Annotated in this window: 16 protein-coding genes; 11 read left to right on the top strand and 5 right to left on the bottom strand. The window is 72.9% G+C overall.

Going from position 1 to position 16434, the window contains the following annotated elements; genetic code table 11:
* Positions 1-202: 202 nt before the first annotated feature.
* The gene (locus HEK131_RS14575) at positions 203-1084 is read right to left on the bottom strand and encodes an aldo/keto reductase (RefSeq protein ID WP_244335528.1); all 882 of its coding nucleotides are present in this window, start codon (positions 1082-1084) and stop codon (positions 203-205) included.
* A 436-nt stretch (positions 1085-1520) separates the two neighbouring features.
* Here HEK131_RS14575 and HEK131_RS14570 point away from each other — a divergent pair, with 436 nt between their 5' ends.
* Positions 1521-2105 carry a TetR/AcrR family transcriptional regulator gene (locus HEK131_RS14570; RefSeq protein WP_217460652.1) on the top strand — a complete coding sequence of 195 codons (585 nt, stop codon included), beginning with the start codon at positions 1521-1523 and terminating at the stop codon, positions 2103-2105.
* A gap of 15 nt (positions 2106-2120) precedes the next feature.
* Entirely contained in the window at positions 2121-3299 is a 1179-nt protein-coding gene (locus HEK131_RS14565; RefSeq protein WP_244335526.1) for a GDSL-type esterase/lipase family protein, read from the top strand.
* A gap of 3 nt (positions 3300-3302) precedes the next feature.
* On the opposite strand, the gene HEK131_RS14560 is transcribed toward HEK131_RS14565, so the two are convergent.
* Together HEK131_RS14560 and HEK131_RS14555 are read right to left on the bottom strand one after the other, a co-directional pair.
* Positions 3303-3935, bottom strand: coding sequence for a class F sortase (locus HEK131_RS14560; RefSeq protein WP_244335523.1), 633 nt, complete (start codon positions 3933-3935; stop codon positions 3303-3305).
* Positions 3936-4046: 111 nt separating this feature from the next.
* Positions 4047-4610 carry a hypothetical protein gene (locus HEK131_RS14555; protein WP_244335520.1) on the bottom strand — a complete coding sequence of 188 codons (564 nt, stop codon included), beginning with the start codon at positions 4608-4610 and terminating at the stop codon, positions 4047-4049.
* Between the two features lie 338 nt (positions 4611-4948).
* Between HEK131_RS14555 and HEK131_RS14550 the strand changes: the two genes are divergently transcribed.
* The 4 genes from HEK131_RS14550 (at position 4949) to HEK131_RS14535 (ending at position 8145) form a co-directional block, all read left to right on the top strand.
* A complete protein-coding gene (locus HEK131_RS14550) occupies positions 4949-5815 on the top strand; it encodes a fructosamine kinase family protein (protein ID WP_244335518.1) in 867 nt (288 codons plus the stop codon).
* A 212-nt stretch (positions 5816-6027) separates the two neighbouring features.
* Positions 6028-6219: a putative ATP-grasp-modified RiPP gene (gene tgmA, locus HEK131_RS14545; protein ID WP_161146926.1), complete on the top strand. Its 192-nt coding sequence runs from the start codon at positions 6028-6030 to the stop codon at positions 6217-6219.
* A gap of 16 nt (positions 6220-6235) precedes the next feature.
* Positions 6236-7219 carry an ATP-grasp ribosomal peptide maturase gene (tgmB, locus tag HEK131_RS14540; RefSeq protein ID WP_244335516.1) on the top strand — a complete coding sequence of 328 codons (984 nt, stop codon included), beginning with the start codon at positions 6236-6238 and terminating at the stop codon, positions 7217-7219.
* 35 nt (positions 7220-7254) lie between these two features.
* Positions 7255-8145 (top strand): Gfo/Idh/MocA family protein, encoded by an 891-nt coding sequence (locus tag HEK131_RS14535; protein WP_217460658.1) that lies wholly within the window; start codon positions 7255-7257, stop codon positions 8143-8145.
* Here HEK131_RS14535 and HEK131_RS14530 read toward each other — a convergent pair.
* Positions 8142-9050: a GNAT family N-acetyltransferase gene (locus HEK131_RS14530; RefSeq protein ID WP_217460659.1), complete on the bottom strand. Its 909-nt coding sequence runs from the start codon at positions 9048-9050 to the stop codon at positions 8142-8144. The two genes, HEK131_RS14535 and HEK131_RS14530, sit on opposite strands and share 4 nt — an antisense overlap.
* 234 nt (positions 9051-9284) lie before the next feature.
* Here HEK131_RS14530 and HEK131_RS14525 point away from each other — a divergent pair, with 234 nt between their 5' ends.
* Complete coding sequence (locus tag HEK131_RS14525) at positions 9285-10391, top strand: PP2C family protein-serine/threonine phosphatase (protein WP_244335512.1); 1107 nt, start codon at positions 9285-9287, stop codon at positions 10389-10391.
* A 120-nt stretch (positions 10392-10511) separates the two neighbouring features.
* Entirely contained in the window at positions 10512-11744 is a 1233-nt protein-coding gene (locus tag HEK131_RS14520; protein WP_244335510.1) for a serine hydrolase domain-containing protein, read from the top strand.
* A gap of 168 nt (positions 11745-11912) precedes the next feature.
* Here HEK131_RS14520 and HEK131_RS14515 read toward each other — a convergent pair whose 3' ends face one another.
* On the bottom strand, positions 11913-13409 hold the full coding sequence (locus HEK131_RS14515) for a helix-turn-helix domain-containing protein (protein WP_244335508.1): 1497 nt from the start codon (positions 13407-13409) through the stop codon (positions 11913-11915).
* Positions 13410-13673: 264 nt separating this feature from the next.
* Between HEK131_RS14515 and HEK131_RS14510 the strand changes: the two genes are divergently transcribed.
* The 3 genes from HEK131_RS14510 (at position 13674) to HEK131_RS14500 (ending at position 16400) form a co-directional block, all read left to right on the top strand.
* Complete coding sequence (locus HEK131_RS14510; protein WP_217460663.1) at positions 13674-14294, top strand: L-threonylcarbamoyladenylate synthase; 621 nt, start codon at positions 13674-13676, stop codon at positions 14292-14294.
* A 19-nt stretch (positions 14295-14313) separates the two neighbouring features.
* The gene (locus tag HEK131_RS14505) at positions 14314-15069 is read left to right on the top strand and encodes a dienelactone hydrolase family protein (protein WP_244335506.1); all 756 of its coding nucleotides are present in this window, start codon (positions 14314-14316) and stop codon (positions 15067-15069) included.
* A gap of 134 nt (positions 15070-15203) precedes the next feature.
* Complete coding sequence (locus HEK131_RS14500) at positions 15204-16400, top strand: glycoside hydrolase family 64 protein (RefSeq protein WP_244335504.1); 1197 nt, start codon at positions 15204-15206, stop codon at positions 16398-16400.
* Positions 16401-16434: the final 34 nt, after the last annotated feature.

Below are 16434 nucleotides of genomic sequence, written 5' to 3'. Positions count from 1 at the left end.
GTTCACCGAGGGCCGCCACCCGACCAGGGGTGGCGGCCCTCGGTTCCGGTCGTCGTCCATGTGTGGATTGAGGGGCGAGCCCCGAACGCGATGCTTCGCTCGTTCGACGGGCTCGCCGGTCGCTGCCGTGTTCTCGGTGCGGCGCGGGGTCTGGGTCTTGCTCTTACGAGCCAGGGCTGGGCGGCCGCCTGCTGAGGTGAAGTCAGGCTTCGGGGATGAGGATGTGCCCGTAGGCGGCGAGGGTGACGTTCTCCGGTTCGGGGCCGCCTCGGCGTCCGGACTCCAGGGCGTCGAGGGACTTCACCTCGTCCGCGTCGAGCGTGAAGTCGAAGACGTCGATGTTCTCGGCGATGCGGTGAGGCCTGGTCGACTTGGGGATCACCGAGCGGCCCTGCTGGATGCCCCAGCGGAGCAGCACCTGGGCGGGGCTCTTGCCGTGCACCCCGGCGATCGCGGTGACCGCCGGGTCGTCCAGGACGCTCTGGCGGCCCTCGCCCGTGTAGAAGGTGATGCCGCCGATGGGGGACCACGCCTGGTTGACGATGCCGTGCCGGTCGTCGAAGTCGAGGACCGCGCGCTGCTGGAAGTAGGGGTGGATCTCGAGCTGGTTGACGGCGGGGACGACGGTGGTGGCGTCGAGCAGAGCGGTCAGGTGGTCGACCATGAAGTTGCTGACGCCGATGGCACGGACCTTGCCCTCGGCGAGGAGCTTCTCCAGGGCGCGGTAGGCGGCGAGGGTCTTGTCGAAGTCCGCCGGGAGGGCCTGGTGCAGGATGAGCAGGTCGATCTGGTCGAGGCCGAGCTTGGCGGCGCTCTTGTCGAAGCTGCGCAGGGTCTCGTCGTAGCCGTAGTCGCTGATCCAGGTCTTCGTCTCGACGAAGATCTCCTCGCGGGGGACCGCGGACTCGCGGATGGCCTGGCCGACTTCACGTTCGTTGCCGTACACGGCGGCCGTGTCGATGTGCCGGTAGCCGAGGTCGAGTGCGGCCGTGACGGCGCCCCGTGTCTCGTCCGGTGGCGTCTGGAAGACACCGAGCCCCAGGGCCGGCATCGGGACGCCGTTGTTGAGGGTGAGGGTCTGCATCACAGAGACCTTTCGGTGCGACGTGAGGACTTTCAGGACTTAATGAGGGTATGTGCCGCGATGTCGGTCGGGTAGATGGCATCAACGCGCCCTCCTTCAGCGGTATCTGTGTGAGCCCCGGCCACCCGCACAGGCCGGCACGGCGATGGCCTCCGGGTCACTCACGGCCGTACCAGCACCTTCAGTGCTCCAGGTCGAGCAGTGCCCTGCGCACCCTCGCGGCCCGCCGGTCGAATCGGGTGCCGCGGCGACCTGGACCGGTCTCGCTGTCTCGCTGTCTCGCTGTGCGACCGACTCGGTGAACAAGTGACCGACCGCGCTCCGGTCGGCGGCCGTCCGCGTGTCCGGACCACCGTCGCTGGCTACATCTGACCGTCATTTGCCTAAACCCTTTAGGCAAATACATAATCGGTCAGGTTCTTCGAGAGGTGGTCCCATGGTGCGCGCGGGTCTGAGTACGGAACGGCTGGTCCGGGCCGGGGCGGAGCTGGCCGACGAGGCCGGGTTCGAGCAGGTGACCGTGTCCGCGCTGGCCCGGCGGTTCGACGTCAAGACGGCGAGCCTGTACTCGCATCTGCGCAACTCCCACGACCTGCGCACCCGGATCGCGCTGCTCGCCCTGGAGGAGCTCGCCGACCGGGCAGCCGAGGCACTGGCGGGCCGGGCGGGCAAGGACGCCCTGGCGGCGTTCGCCAACGCCTACCGCGACTACGCCCGCGAGCACCCCGGCCGCTTCGAGGCGGCCCGTTACCGGCTGGACCCGGAGACCGCCGCCGCGAGCGCGGGCGTCCGGCACTCCCAGATGACCCGGGCGATCCTGCGCGGCTACGACCTCGCCGAGCCGGACCAGACCCATGCCGTACGACTGCTGGGCAGCGTCTTCAGCGGCTACGTCGGCCTGGAGTCTGCGGGCGGCTTCGACCACAGCGCCCCCGCCTCGCAGGAGTCCTGGGAGCGCGCGCTCGACGCGCTCGACGCCCTCCTGCGCAACTGGCCCACCACTCCCCCGCCCGCCCCCTGACCCGACAGGCCACCGATGACCACCGCCTGGATCACCACCCCCCTCACCGCCGAACTCGTCCGCGGCGCCCTGGAACTGGAGCCCACCGGGCGGGGCCTGCTCCCGCACCGGCTGCCCGCGCGGGCGCGCGCCCAGTGCGCGGACCCGCAACTGCACCTGGTGGAGTCCCAGCCCTCCGGCGTACGGCTGGTGTTCCGCACCCGTGCCACCGCGATCGAGCTGGACACGCTGCCGACCAAGCGGTCCTACACCGGCGCGCCGCCGCGCCCGGACGGTGTCTACGACCTGCTCGTGGACGGACGCCCGGCCGGCAGCACGTCGGTGACCGGCGGCGACACGCTGACGATCGACATGTCCACGGGTGCCGCCGAGCGCACCCCCGGCCCGGTGGGCACCGCACGCTTCACGGGACTGTCCGCCGAGGACAAGGCCGTGGAGATCTGGCTGCCGCACAACGAGACCACCGAGCTGGTCGCCCTGCGCACCGACGCGCCTGTGGAACCCTCGTCCGCGCCGGGGCGCCCGGTGTGGCTGCATCACGGCAGCTCCATCAGCCACGGCTCGGACGCCGCACGTCCGACCGGGATCTGGCCCGCCGTCGCCGCCTCGCTCGGCGGGGTCGAGCTGATCAACCTGGGGCTGGGCGGCAGCGCCCTGCTGGACCCGTTCACCGCCCGCGCGCTGCGCGACACCCCGGCCGACGTGATCAGCGTCAAGCTGGGCATCAACCTGGTCAACACCGACCTGATGCGGCTGCGCGCCTTCGGGCCCGCCGTGCACGGGTTCCTCGACACGGTCCGCGAGGGCCACCCCGACACGCCGCTGCTCGTGGTCTCGCCCATCCTGTGCCCGATGCACGAGGACACCCCCGGCCCCACGATGCCCGACTTCTCCGCGCTGAGCGAGGGCCGCCTCGCGTTCCTGGCGGCCGGGGACCCGGCGGAGCGCGCCCAGGGCAAACTGACCCTGAACGCCGTACGCGAGGAGCTGGCCAAGATCGTGGCGCAGCGCTCCCCCGAGGACCCGCACCTGCACCTGCTCGACGGGCGCGAGCTGTACGGCCGGGCCGACTTCGCGGAGCTGCCACTGCCCGACGGGCTCCACCCGGACGGCGCCGCGCACCGGCGCATCGGCGAGCGTTTCGCCGAGTTCGCCTTCGCCTCCGGCGGCCCGCTGGCACCCCGCGGCCGGTGAGCCTCAGACGAGGTGGCCGAAGACGACCAGGTTCTCCGTGTAGTCCTTGGCCGAGTGGTCGTAGTCCCCGGCGCAGGTGATGAGCCGGACCTCGGGGCGGGCGGCGTTCGCGTACACCCGCTTGCTGGGGAAGTCGTCCTTGGCGAAGGTGTCGGCGCTGTCCACGACGAAGTTCGCCGTGCTGCCGTCGGCGCGCTCCACCGAGAAGCGGTCGCCGGGCGCGAGTTCGTCGAGGTCGGCGAAGACCGCCGCCGAGGTGGTCGTGTCCACGTGCCCGGCGATGACCGAGGTGCCCTTCTCGCCGGGCGAGGCGCCCTTGCTGTACCAGCCGACGAGGTTGGTGTTGTTCGCGGGCGGCGGCTCCAGTTGGCCGTTGGAGGCGAGCACCAGGGCGGTGAAGGGCGCGTCCACGCCGATCTTCGCGATGCGCAGCCGGGTCGGCGCCGAGCGGGGCAACCCACCGCCCGCCTGGACCGCGCCCGCCGTCGCGCTCTTGGCGCGGGTGGCGTCGGTGCCGGTGCCCGTGCCGTGATGGCCGCCGAAGACGCTGAGCGCGAGGATGGCGATGGCCACCCCCCACAGCGTCAGCCGGCCTCCCCGGCCCGCGTTGTCACCGGCGGAAGGGTCTGCTGCCATCGGACACCACCTCGCTCGGGCACGGCAGCACAGGGATCGGGGTCGGGGGGCGCGGGCCGCCGACGCGACGCGGCGTCGACGGCGGCCACGGCCCCTGATGCGCGGGGACGGTCAGGACGCCGGCCCGGCGGCCTTCTTGCGGCGCAGCGCGTAGGCGCCCACGGCACCGGCGGCGAGGACGGCGACGCCACCCGTGGTCACGCCACCGGAGTCGGCGAGGCCGCCGCCGCCGGTGTGCATGCCGCCGCGCGGCCCGTCGCTGTCGGAGTCGGAGTCGTCCTTTCCGCCGCTGTCCTTGCCGCCGCCGCCACTGCCACCGCCGTCGCCCTTGTCCTTGTAGCTCTCGGGGTCGAAGCGGCTGTCGTCACCGGAGTCGGAGCTCCAGTCGTCGCTGCCGACGGCGGCGAGGGCGCCGCCGCCCGTGTGCACGCCACCGCGCGGCCCGTCGCTGTCGGAGTCGTAGGAGTCGCGGCCGGAGTCCTTGCCGCCGGAGTCCTTTCCACCGGACTCCTTGTCACCGGAACCCTTGTCCCGGTCGGAGTCGCTGTCGTGCTCCTTGTTGTAGGAGGAGTCGTCCCGGCCTCCGTCGTCCGCGGCGAGCGCGGTGCCGGGGGTGGCGATGGCGAGGGCGGCGGATGCGGCCGCCGTGGCGAGAAGAATGCGGGCAGAGCGCATATCGGTGTCCTTCCGCCGTGGCCGGGCAGCGGATTCCTCATCGGCTGACATGACCCGGCCTCGACATGATCCACCGTCGGACAGGCCGTCGCCGCGCACCATCCAGGCCGTCCAGCCGGGTCAGCTCTCCACCCGTCTGTCGCAGCGACACGCCGGTACGACCCCCGAACGGGTCAGCCGATTACCCGTCCGGCGGGCCCGCCCGGGCCTCGGGTCCGGCCTCCGGCAGTCGGCGGGGAGCATCGCCCGGCATTCCGGGCAAACTTGGCCGAAAACCGTCGTAGTAATGCTCGAAGTAACGGGCGTGGCCGGGCTTTTGCTGGTCGTACTCTGGGCCCGTGGTCGAGCGAGTCGAAGATCCAGGGCTGACGGCGTCCCGGCTCACCGGACGCCGGGTCACGGGCGGACCGGTGGCACAGGGTTCGCCCGCCGAGGTGACCCTCGAGGACGGCACGGCGGTGATGGTCAAGCGCGGGGACGGCCCCGGCGCGGTGCGCGCCGAGGCGGCCGGGCTGCGCTGGATCGGTGCCGCGCGTGCGGTCAGGGTGCCCGAGGTGCTCGGGCAGGACGAGTGGTCGCTGGTCAGCGAGCGGGTGCCGACCGGCAGCCCCGACCCCGGGGCGGCGGTGCGTTTCGGCCGTGCGCTCGCCGTCCTGCACGCGGCCGGCGCCCCCGCCTTCGGCGCCGCGCCACCGGACGGGCCCGAGGAGGCGTACATCGGCCGCGCGCCGATGCGCAACGTACGGGGCGACGACTGGGCTTCCTGGTACGCCGAGCACCGGGTGCTGCCGTACCTGCGCGCCGCGGTCGACGCGGGGACGGTCCGGCCGGGCGAGGCCGCGATGATCGAGGCGGCCTGCGAGCGGTTGCCCGCGCTCGCAGGCCCCGCCGAGCCGCCCGCGCGGCTGCACGGCGACCTGTGGCAGGGCAATGTCCTGTGGGGCGCCGACGGCGAGGTCCGCGTGATCGACCCGGCCGCGCACGGCGGCCACCGGGAGACCGACCTGGCGATGCTCCGGCTGTTCGGCTGTCCCCACCTGGAACGGGTACTGGCGGGGTACGAGGAGACGAACCCGCTCGCCGAGGGGTGGCGGGAGCGGGTCGGACTGCATCAGCTCTTCCCCCTGCTGGTGCACGCGGTGCTGTTCGGCCGGGGGTACGCCGAACAGGCCCTGGCCGCCGCCCGCGCCCTGCCGGCCGGGTGAACCGGGGCCGCGGAGGACGCTTCCGGGGCACGGCAGGCGGATCCGCCGGACGAATGTGCGGTGGAACGCAGCCACCGCGCCCCGCGCGGCGTCCTTCCTGCTGACCCACCGGCTCATGGTGCCTCCCTCCGGGCTCTGGTCACGGAGTGTGAGGAAACCAACCAATCGTTCGATTCGTATAAGGACGTGAAGGACGAAACAGGGGAGAGACCATGCAACCGTTCACGCTCAACTACGCGCGACCCGCTGGGCAGTTGGATGTCACCGCACCGTACGCGTACGACTCCGCACTGCAGTTGAACGTCCTGCCGGACGGGCGGATCGCCGCCACCGACCACGCGATCCTGCTCGCCCTGGGGACGACCACCTCCACGGCAGGCTCCAAGACGCACTTCGACGACTGATCGCGGGCCCCGGACGATGACCGTGCTCATCCTGACCAGTGACGAGGACGTCACGGCGGACATGGTGGTCCTGCGGCTGGGCGAGGCGGGCGTGCCCGTGGTCCGGTTCGACCCCGCCGATCTCACCAACGGGGTGGCGCTCACCGGCGAGTACACGGGGGACGCTCTGGGCGGCCAGTTGTCCGTCGGCGGGCGCCTGGTCCCGATGAGCGGTCTGCGCTCCGTCTGGGTGCGCAGACCGGGCGACGCGGCCGCCCGCGCCGCCCAGCCGTCGTCCTGGCTGACCCAGGAGTCGGCGCAGGCGCTGTACGGCATGCTGCGGTGCAGCGACGCCCGCTGGATGAACCATCCGGACGCGGCCCGCAGAGCCCGGCACAAGCCGTGGCAGCTGCGGCTCGCCCAGCGCAGCGGGCTGCCGGTCCCGGCCACCCTGATCACCACGTTCCCGGACGCCGCGCGGGAGTTCGCCGAGCGGCACCGGGACGTGGTGGTCAAGCCGGTCTCCGGCGCGCATCCGCAGGAGCCGCCGCGCGCGGTGCCGACCAGCCGGATCGCGCCGGGCACCGACTTCAGCGCCGTGGCCTTCGGGCCGACGCTGCTGCAGCGGCGCGTGCACAAGCGGGCCGACATCCGGCTCACGGCGGTCGGTGACCGGCTGCTGGCGGCGCGCAAACCGGCCGATCCGGACGCCCACCCCGACCACGTGGACGTCCGTTTCGCCCCGTCCGTCTCCCCCTGGCTCGCCACCGAGGTGCCCCCGCGCGTGGCGGCGTCGGTCCGCCGCTATCTGAGGGGCGCCGAACTGGCTTACGGCGCGTTCGACTTCGCGGAGGACGCGGAGGGGACCTGGTGGTTCCTGGAGTGCAACCAGTCGGGCCAGTTCGGTTTCGTCGAGCTGGAGACCGGTCAGCCGATCGCGGAGACGATCGCGCACTGGCTGGCCGGAGACGACGGGCCGGTGGAGCCGTATACCCATGACGAGAGGGGCAGGGTGCCCTGATGCCGTGGAGAGCGGCCGGGAGAAGGGAGCGCTCGATGCGCATCGGACTGCTGGGAACCGGCCCCTGGGCACGTACCGCACACGCGCCGGCGCTGGCCGGCCACGCGGGCGTGGACTTCGCCGGGGTGTGGGGGCGCCGGCCTGAGGCGGCGGCCGCGCTGGCCGGGGAGTACGGGGTGCGCGCCTATCCGGACGTGGACGCGCTGCTGGCCGATGTGGAGGCGGTGGCAATCGCGCTGCCGCCGTCCCTGCAGGCGGAACTGGCGGTGCGCGCGGCGCGGGCAGGCCGGCATCTGCTGCTGGACAAGCCCCTGGCGCTCGGTGTGGCCGAGGCGCGGGCGGTGGCCGAGGCTGCGGAGCGGGCCCAGGTGGCGTCGGTGGTGTTCTTCACCACCCGTTTCCAGAAGGAGCCGGAGGCGTGGATCGAGGAACAGGCCGCCGAGGCGGGCTGGTTCACGGCCAGGGCGCAGTGGCTGGGCTCGGTGTTCACCAGCGACAGCCCGTTCGCGGCCTCGGCGTGGCGGCGGGAGAAGGGCGCGCTGTGGGACGTGGGCCCGCACGCGCTGTCCGTCCTGCTGCCGGTGCTGGGTGACGTACGGCAGGTGCTGGCGGCGGCGCACGGGCCAGCGGACACCGTGCACCTGGTGCTCGACCATGCCACCGGCGCCTCCAGCACGCTGACGCTGAGTCTGTCGGCGCCGCCCTCGGCGGCCGGGGCCGATGTCGAGCTGCGGGGCGAGTCGGGGGTGGCGCTGCTGCCGAGGAGTTCGGAGGGCGCGGTGCCCGCGCTGGCCCGGGCGGCGGACGCGCTGGCGACCGCCGCCCGCACCGGCCGCCGGCACGCCTGCGACGCCGCGTTCGGTCTGCGGGTGACCGAGATCCTCGCGGCGGCGCAGGAGCGCCTCGGCGCCGAACCGGTCGACTAGCCGGCGGCTGGTTCCCCGTCGGCCCGGAAGTTGACGCGTTCGCGTACGACGGGGTAGCCGGCCCGGGTGAAGTTGGCGGCCATGGGGAAGTTGCCCTGGTCGGTGGCGGCCGCGACGAACTCGGCGCCCTCGGCGGCGAGGAAGCGGGTGCAGTCGGCCAGGAGGTCGTAGGCGTAGCCGTGCCCGCGCTGCTCGGGCACGACGCCGATGAAGCCGACGCAGGGTCCGGAGGGGTTGCGGGCCGGGATGTGGATGCCGACGGTCTCGCCCTCGGGGGTGCGGGCGAGGCGCCACCAGTTCCTGGGCGAGGGGAACCAGTGGAAGAAGTCCAGCTCCTCCTGGGCGGCCAGCTCGATCCCGCCCCGCTCGATGGCACGGAGGGCGTGGGCGTCCAGAGTGGCGGAGTGGATGCGGCGCAGGGCGTCGAGGAAGACGGTGTCGTCCGGTTCCGGGGCGAACTCCAGGCGGCCGGGCTGTCCGGGCAGGCCCAGGTCGGGGGTCCAGCGGTAGAGGAAGCGCTCCACGAGCGGCTCGTACCCGGCGAGGCGGGCGGCGGCGGTGCGGGTGGCCACGGCGGCGCTCAGGGCCGGGTCGTCCCGCCAGCCGGAGGGCAGGTCGAGTTCGAGTTCCGGGGTCGTCCAGGGCGCGGTGCGCAGCAGTTCGGCGCCCGCCTCCTCCTCGCCCTCGGCCACGTCGAACCAGTTGATCAGCAGCGGGCTGGGGTCCTCGGCGCGGGCCCACCAGGCGGCGCGGGCCACGGGGCGTCCGTCACGCAGGGCGACGCGCTGCCAGTCGGGGCGGTAGCGGGTGGTGCGGTGCCGCTCGCTCAGGCCGAGCGGGTCGGGCAGGGTGTCGAACAGATGGGCACTGCTCTGGTCGAGCGTGCGGATGACCGGTGCGGTCAAGGTGTCCTCCGGGAGATGAGCCTTCGGCTTTCGAGGCGCTCCCGGTCCGGTCAGGCGTGGCACACCCGGATGACGGAGGGGAGGGAGCGCGCGTTCGGTGCGGTGTGCATGACGCTCGCCTCCTTTCCGGTCCGTCTCGGGGCGTGCTGCGGCAACACTAGGGCGATCCCGAGGGGGCGTCCAGGGGTTTTCGCGGGGCGGGCGGCGGGGGCGGGCGCGGCGTAGCGTGGGCGTGTGAGATCGCTGCGTGGCTGGTCACCGGGCCGAACGCGGGAGCGGCGCGGCTGGCTCCGCGGTGCTCCGCCGCCCCGGTGGGTGCGCGTGCTCCCGATCCTGCTGCTGATCGCGGTCACCCTGGCCACGCTCGTCACCCCGCACGCGAGCGACCTAGGTTTCCTGCTCGGCGCGATCCCGCCGCTCGCGGTGCTGTCCTACGGGCCGCTGGCGACGGCGGCGCTGGGCGCGCTGGTGATCGTGTCGCTGCTCGTGCCGGTGACCCATCTCGACCGGCCGGGCGACACCGACCTGCTGACCATCGCGTTCGTGTCCCTGCTGAGCGTGTTCGTGTCCTTCGTGCGCAGCCGCCGCGATGCCCAGTTGGACACGGAACGGGCGATCGGCGAGGCGGTGCAGCGCGCGGTGATGCCGCCGCTGCCGGAGCGCGTCGGCGGCATCCGGTGCGTGGGGTTCAGCCGGGCCGCGCAGGACGGGACGCTGCTGGGCGGGGACTTCTTCGACGTACGGGACGGCCCCCACGGGGTGCGGGCGGTGATGGGGGACGTACAGGGGCACGGGCTGTCGGCGGTGCGGACGGTGGTGGCGCTGCTGGGCGCGTTCCGTGAGGCGGCGCTGGACCAGCGGGCGCTGGAGGCGGTGGCCGCCCGGATGGACCGCAGGCTGGTGGTGGACTCCTCCGGGGTCCGGCACGCGGAGCTGTTCGCCACGGCGGTGCTGCTGGAGTTCTCCGCGGACACCCGCACGGTGCGCGTGGTGGCCTGCGGGCATCCGCCGCCGGTCCTGCTGCGCGCCGGGCGGGCCCGGGAGCTGACGGTGTCCTCATGTCCGCCGCTGGGCATCGGGTTCCTCGGTGCCGATCCGCCGAAGGAGGTCACGGTGACTCTGGACCCGCGGGACCGGCTGCTGATCGCCTCGGACGGACTGTGGGAGGCGCGGGACGCGTCCGGCCGCTTCTATCCGCTGCCCGAGCGGCTGGCCGCGCTCGCGGACACGGGGACCGCCGGGCTGCCGGACGCGCTGTGGGAGGACGTACGGCGCCTGGGCCACCAGGTGGACGACGACGCCAGCGTGCTGGTCCTGGCCCCGGAGCAGCCGTCCCGCTGAGCCGGGCGCTCACCCGAACGGCCGACGGGCGGGGCGGAGGAAGCGCTCCTATGCTGAGAGCCCAGGGCTTCGACGTCAGGCCCGCCGCAGGTCCGGCTCTCATGTGCTTGGAGTCAGCCCATGCCCCGTTCCTCAGCACGCCTGCGCCGGGGGGTCGCCGTCGCCGCCGCGCTCGGCGCACTCGCCGTCCCGCTGGCCGCCGCCCCCTCCCTGTCGGCGCCGCTCACCGCGGGTTCGCCGAGCCCCTCCCCCTCGGGCCCCGATGTGCACGCCCTCACCCCCGAGATGACCCGTCAGATCGACGACGCAGTGCGGCGCGTGATGCGCGAGACCGGTGTCCCCGGTGTCACGGTCGGGATCTGGACCCCGGACAAGGGCGACTACGTCCGCTCCTTCGGCGTCGCCGACAAGAGCGACCGGCGCGCGATGTCCCCGGATCTGTACATGCGGATCGGCAGCGAGACCAAGACGTTCACGGTCACCGCGCTGCTGCAACTGGTCGACCAGGGCAAGGTGGGCCTGGACGACCCGATCGGCGAGTACATCGACGGCGTACCGAACGGTGACAGGATCACGCTGCGTCAGCTCGCCGACATGCGCAGCGGTCTCTTCAACTACTCCGAGGACCCGGACTTCTTCAAGGCGCTCACCTCGGACCCCGAACGCCCCTTCACCCCGCAGCAGTTGCTGGACTACTCCTTCAAGCATCCGGTGCAGTTCCAGCCGGGCGCGAAGTTCTCGTACTGCAACACCAACCTGATCCTGCTCGGCCTGCTCGTGGAGCAGCGCAGCGGGCAGAGCCTCGGGGACTACATCCAGGAGCATGTGCTGGACCCGGCCGGGATGACCCGTACGTCGTTCCCCGAGGGCGCGGAGTTCCCGAAGCCGCACGCGCAGGGGTACACCGACCAGACGGCGGACGGGAAGGTCGCCGAGACGGCCGGCTGGAACCCGTCCTGGGGCTGGGCGGCCGGTGCGATGATCTCCGACCTGGAGGATCTGCGGACGTGGTCCCGCACGGTGGCCACCGGCCGGTTCCCGGACGGGGAGCGGATGGTCTCCCCCGCCACCCAGCGGGAGCGCCTGACGACCCCGCCGACCGGGTACCCCGGCGCCGGCTACGGCCTGGGCATCTTCGACGTGCACGGCTGGATCGGCCACAACGGCTCGCTGCCGGGGTACGAGTCGCTGACGGTGTATCTGCCCTCGGCGCGGACCTCGCTGGTGATCCTGCTGAACACCGACATCGCGCACGACGGCGAGGAGCCGAGCACCCTGTTCGGGAAGGCCGTCACCGAGGTCGTCTCCCCGGACCACGTCTACGAGCTGCCCGCGCAGCACACCGGCCATTAGCCGCCGGGCCACACGTGAGGGGGTACGACCGGTCCCCCGCTCCGGTCGTACCCCCGTCGGACTTGTGAACTTAACGGTGGGACCGGGGCGTGGCCATCGCAGCGGTGCCCGGTCGGGGCCGGTGAGCACTCACCCGTGCACAGGTGCGTCCGCTTGGTCCCCGTTCGCTCAGGCCTCCGGCGCGGCGAGCGTGCCGTCCGCGAGATGGGCGAGGACCACCTCGTACAGGTCGCTGCCGCCCGCCAGGAGCTGGCGTTCCAGTACGGGTTCGGCGGCGCGGACGTGTTCGCGGACCGTCTGGGCGTGCACGCCCCGCTGTCTGGCGGCGCGTTCGGCGTTGGCGCCGGCCGAGATCCAGGCGCGCAGGGTGCCGCGCAGGTCGCGGCCGTCGCCGTCCAGCCTGCCCAGCAGATCCCCGGCCCAGTCGCGCAGCCCGGCCGAGTCGAGCAGGTCGGTGAAGCGGACCCCGGCGTGCGGGTGCGGGGCGGTGGCGGGGTCGTAGGGGCCGTGCGCGGCCTCGGTGAGCAGGGCGAGGCGGACGGCGGTGCGGGTGGTGAGGTCGGTCAGGTCGGTGTCCAGCAGGGTCTGGAGGCGGTCCATGCGGGCGCGGACGGTGTTGCGGCTGACGCCGAGCACCTTGGCGGCGCTGACGGCGGTGAACTCCAGCCCCAGCCGGGTGGTGGCCAGCAATTCGGCGCGGGTGTGGTGGGGCAGGGTGTCCAGCGGGCGAAGGGTCCGGGCGGCCCAGGTGCGCAGCGCGGCCGGGTCCAGCAGGCGTTCGGGGTGGGTGCGTTCGGCGTAGACGGCGCTGCGGCCGGGGCTGAACCGGGCGACGGCGAGCGCGCTGACGGCCTGTCCGTACGCGGTGGCCGTGCGGGCGAGGCGCTGGTGGAGGCTGCCGCCGAGGTAGATGCCCGGGCGGTCGGCGACGAGGGTGCGCAGGCGCTCCCCCGGCGCCGGGGCGGGGCTGACGACGATGACGTGGCCGTCCATGGCGGGGCAGCGCACGACGAGCGCGCGGCCCTCGGTGAGGTCGGCGCACTCCTCGGCGAGGGCGTCGCGTCCGGCGGGCGAGCCCTCGACGACGTAGACGCAGGCGGTGTCCTGTTCGAGCAGGCCGGGCCAGAGTCCGGCGGCGACCCGGCGGGCGGAGACCACGTCCTCGACCATGAGCAGTTGCAGGATGGCCAGGCGCAGATCGGCGGAGGCGCGGCGCAACCGCCTTGCTGAGCGGGCGAGTTCGCCCTCCCTGAGCAGCAGGCCGAGGACACCGGCCGTGCGGTGGACGATCTCGGCGGCGCGCCGGTCGAAGGGCTCGGACCGGGCCACGGTCAGCACGGCGCCCGCCGCGCGGCGGGGTTCGGGATGGCGGATGCCGACCAGGTGGACATGGCGTCCGTCGTCCTCCAGGGCGGCGGCGGAGATCCGGCCGGTGGCCACGTCGGCGTGGACGGCGGCGTCCACGGGGAGGTGCTCACCGGCCAGGAGCCGGCCGTCGGCGCCCTCCAGGCCGACGGCGGCGTGGACGGTACGGGCGAGCCAGGCGACGGCCCGGCGGGGATGCCGGACGGCGGGGCGCAGTTGGTCGAGGAGCTGTTCCGCCCAGTTGTCGGCGGTGTCGTGCGGCGGTGGGGCGTGGGTGCCCTCGTCGGATCGGGCGGCCACGTCGTGCTTCTCCTCGTCCCCGTCTCGGCCTCTGCGTTAGACGAGCGACGTTACCCGACGCCCCCTGCGCGCGTCGCCGGGTGAGCGCGGGCAGGGCTCCGCCGGTGGCCTGGGGGGCGTTGGCCACCGGCGGAGACGGCGGGGCCCGGAGCGGGGGGGGTGTGCTCCGGGTGCCTCGGTGTGCGGATGCCCCGCTCGCCGCGTCCTACGCCTGGCGGGGTGGGGGTACGCGGGCGGGGGACGGTGACGGCTTAAGCTCGGCGGATGGCCAAGTACTTCGACGTGCACCCCGACAACCCGCAGCCCCGCGCCGTGGCGCAGATCGCGGACGCCGTCCGGTCGGGATCGCTGATCGCCTACCCCACCGATTCCTGTTACGCCCTGGGCTGCCGGCTGGGCAGCAAGGAGGGCATGGAGCGCATCCGGTCCATCCGCCGGCTGGACGACCGGCACCACTTCACGCTGATGTGCCAGAACTTCGCGCAGCTCGGGCAGTTCGTACGCGTCGACAACGACGTGTTCCGGGCGGTGAAGGCGGCGACGCCCGGCAACTACACCTTCATCCTCCCGGCCACCCGTGAGGTCCCGCGCATGCTGCTGCACCCGAAGAAGCGGACGGTGGGCGTGCGCATCCCCGACCATGTGGCGACCCAGGCACTGCTCGCCGAGCTGGGCGAGCCGCTGGTGTCCAGCACGCTGCTGCTCCCCGACGAGGAGGAGCCGCTGACCCAGGGCTGGGAGATCAAGGACCGGCTGGACCACGTGGTGGACGCGGTCGTGGACTCCGGGGAGTGCGGCACCGAGCCGACGACGGTGGTGGACTTCTCCAGCGGCGAGGCGGAGATCGTGCGGGTGGGCGCCGGAGACCCCGCGCGGTTCGAGTAGGAAAGGGAGCTTGCCCGTCATGACCGACGTACAGGGAACGACCGTCACCATCCCCACGGGGGACGGTGACGCCGACGCGTACCTCACCCACCCCGCCGACGGGAAGCCGCATCCCGGTGTCCTCTTCTACCAGGACGCCTACGGGCTGCGGCCCTGGCTGAACGGGATGGCCGACCGGCTCGCCGCCGAGGGCTACACGGTGCTGGTGCCCAACGTGTTCTACCGGCGGGGCCCGGCCCCCGTGGTGGAGCTGCCCGAGTTCATCGACCCGCCGTCCGATCCGACGATCTGGGAGCGGCTCGGCCCGCTGGTGCACTCGATCACGCCGGAGCAGGCGGAGCGGGACGCGGACGCGTACCTGGGCTGGATGGCGCGGTCCCCGCTGGTCGCGGACGGTCCCGTCGCGGTGACCGGGTACTGCATGGGTGCCCGGCTCGCGCTGCGCACGGCGGCCACGCATCCCGGCCGGGTGGCGGCGGCCGCCGGGTTCCACGGCGGCAACTTGGCCACCGAGGAGCCGGACAGCCCGCACCTGGGCGCCGGCCACATCACGGCCGAGCTGTACTTCGGCCACGCCGACCAGGACCCCTCGCTGCCCGAGGAGCAGAGGCGCAGGCTGGAGGACGCGCTCACGGCCGCGGGGGTGCGCCACACCAGCGAGGTCTACGAGGGCGCGCCGCACGGCTACACCCAGAAGGACACCTCCTCCTACGACGCGGCGGCCGAGGAACGCCATTGGGAGGCGCTCAAGTCCCTTCTGAGGCGCACTTTCTGACGTCGGCTCACCTCACGGAACGTGTTCGGTTCAACTGATTGACACGTCCGCGACACACAAGCACGCTGAGAGCGCTCTCAAAAAGGTCCGGACCAGTATCCGTACCACCCCGAACCCCACACGGAGGTGGAGAGTTGACTCGAAGAATCGCTCGTTCCGCACTGTCGGCCACGGCCACGGCCGCCCTGGTCGGCTCGGTCCTCACCCTCGGCGCCGCCGGCCAGGCGGTCGCCGCGGTGCCGGACACGATCCCGCTCCAGATCACCAACAACTCGGGCCGCTCCGAGCCGGTGTACATCTACGACCTCGGCACCCAGTTGTCCTCCGGACGCCAGGGCTGGGCCGACGCGGGCGGCACCTTCCACGCCTGGCCCGCGGGCGGCAACCCGCCGACCCCGGCGCCGGACGCGGCTATCGCCGGGCCCGGTCCGGGCCAGTCGACGACGATCCGGATACCGAAGTTCTCCGGCCGGATCTACTTCTCCTACGGCCGCAAGCTGGACTTCCGCCTGACCACCGGCGGTCTGGTGCAGCCGGCCGTGCAGAACCCGTCGGACCCGAACCGGGACATCCTGTTCAGTTGGTCCGAGTACACGCTCAACGACGCCGGGCTCTGGCTCAACAGCACCCAGGTCGACATGTTCTCGGCGCCCTACGCGGTCGGCGTGAAGCGGGGCAACGGCCAGGTCGCCACCACCGGGCACCTCAAGTCCGGCGGCTACTCGGCCGTCCTCAACTCGCTGCGCGCCAAGTCGGGCTGGTCCGGCCTCGTCCAGACCCGCTCGGACGGCACCGTGCTGCGCGCCCTGTCCCCGCTGTACGGCGTGGAGACGGGGGCGCTGCCCGCGAACGTGATGGACGACTACGTCAACCGGGTCTGGTCGAAGTACTCCTCGCAGACCCTGACCGTGACGCCGTTCACCGACCAGCCGAACACCAAGTACTTCGGCCGGGTGTCGGGCAACGTCATGAACTTCACCAACTCCTCCGGCGCGGTCGTCACCAGCTTCCAGAAGCCGGACGCCTCCAGCATCTTCGGCTGCCACAAGCTGCTGGACGCGCCCAACGACCAGGTACGCGGCCCCATCTCCCGTACCCTGTGCGCCGGTTACAACCGCTCGACGCTGCTGAGCAACCCCAACCAGCCGGACAGCTCGGACGCCGGTTTCTACCAGGACGGGGTCACCAACCAGTACGCGAAGGCCATCCACGCGCAGATGGCCGACGGCAAGGCGTACGCCTTCGCCTTCGACGACGTCGGTGCCCACGAGTCGCTGGTCAACGACGGCAACCCGCAGCAGGCGTATCTCACGCTGGACCCGCTGAACTGACGGCGGACGCACGGACGGGACCCCGCACGCGAGA

It is taken from the genome of Streptomyces seoulensis (assembly GCF_022846655.1).
Taxonomy (GTDB): domain Bacteria; phylum Actinomycetota; class Actinomycetes; order Streptomycetales; family Streptomycetaceae; genus Streptomyces.
Note: the sequence above shows the minus strand (reverse complement) of the source record. Positions and strands in the feature narration are given on the sequence as shown.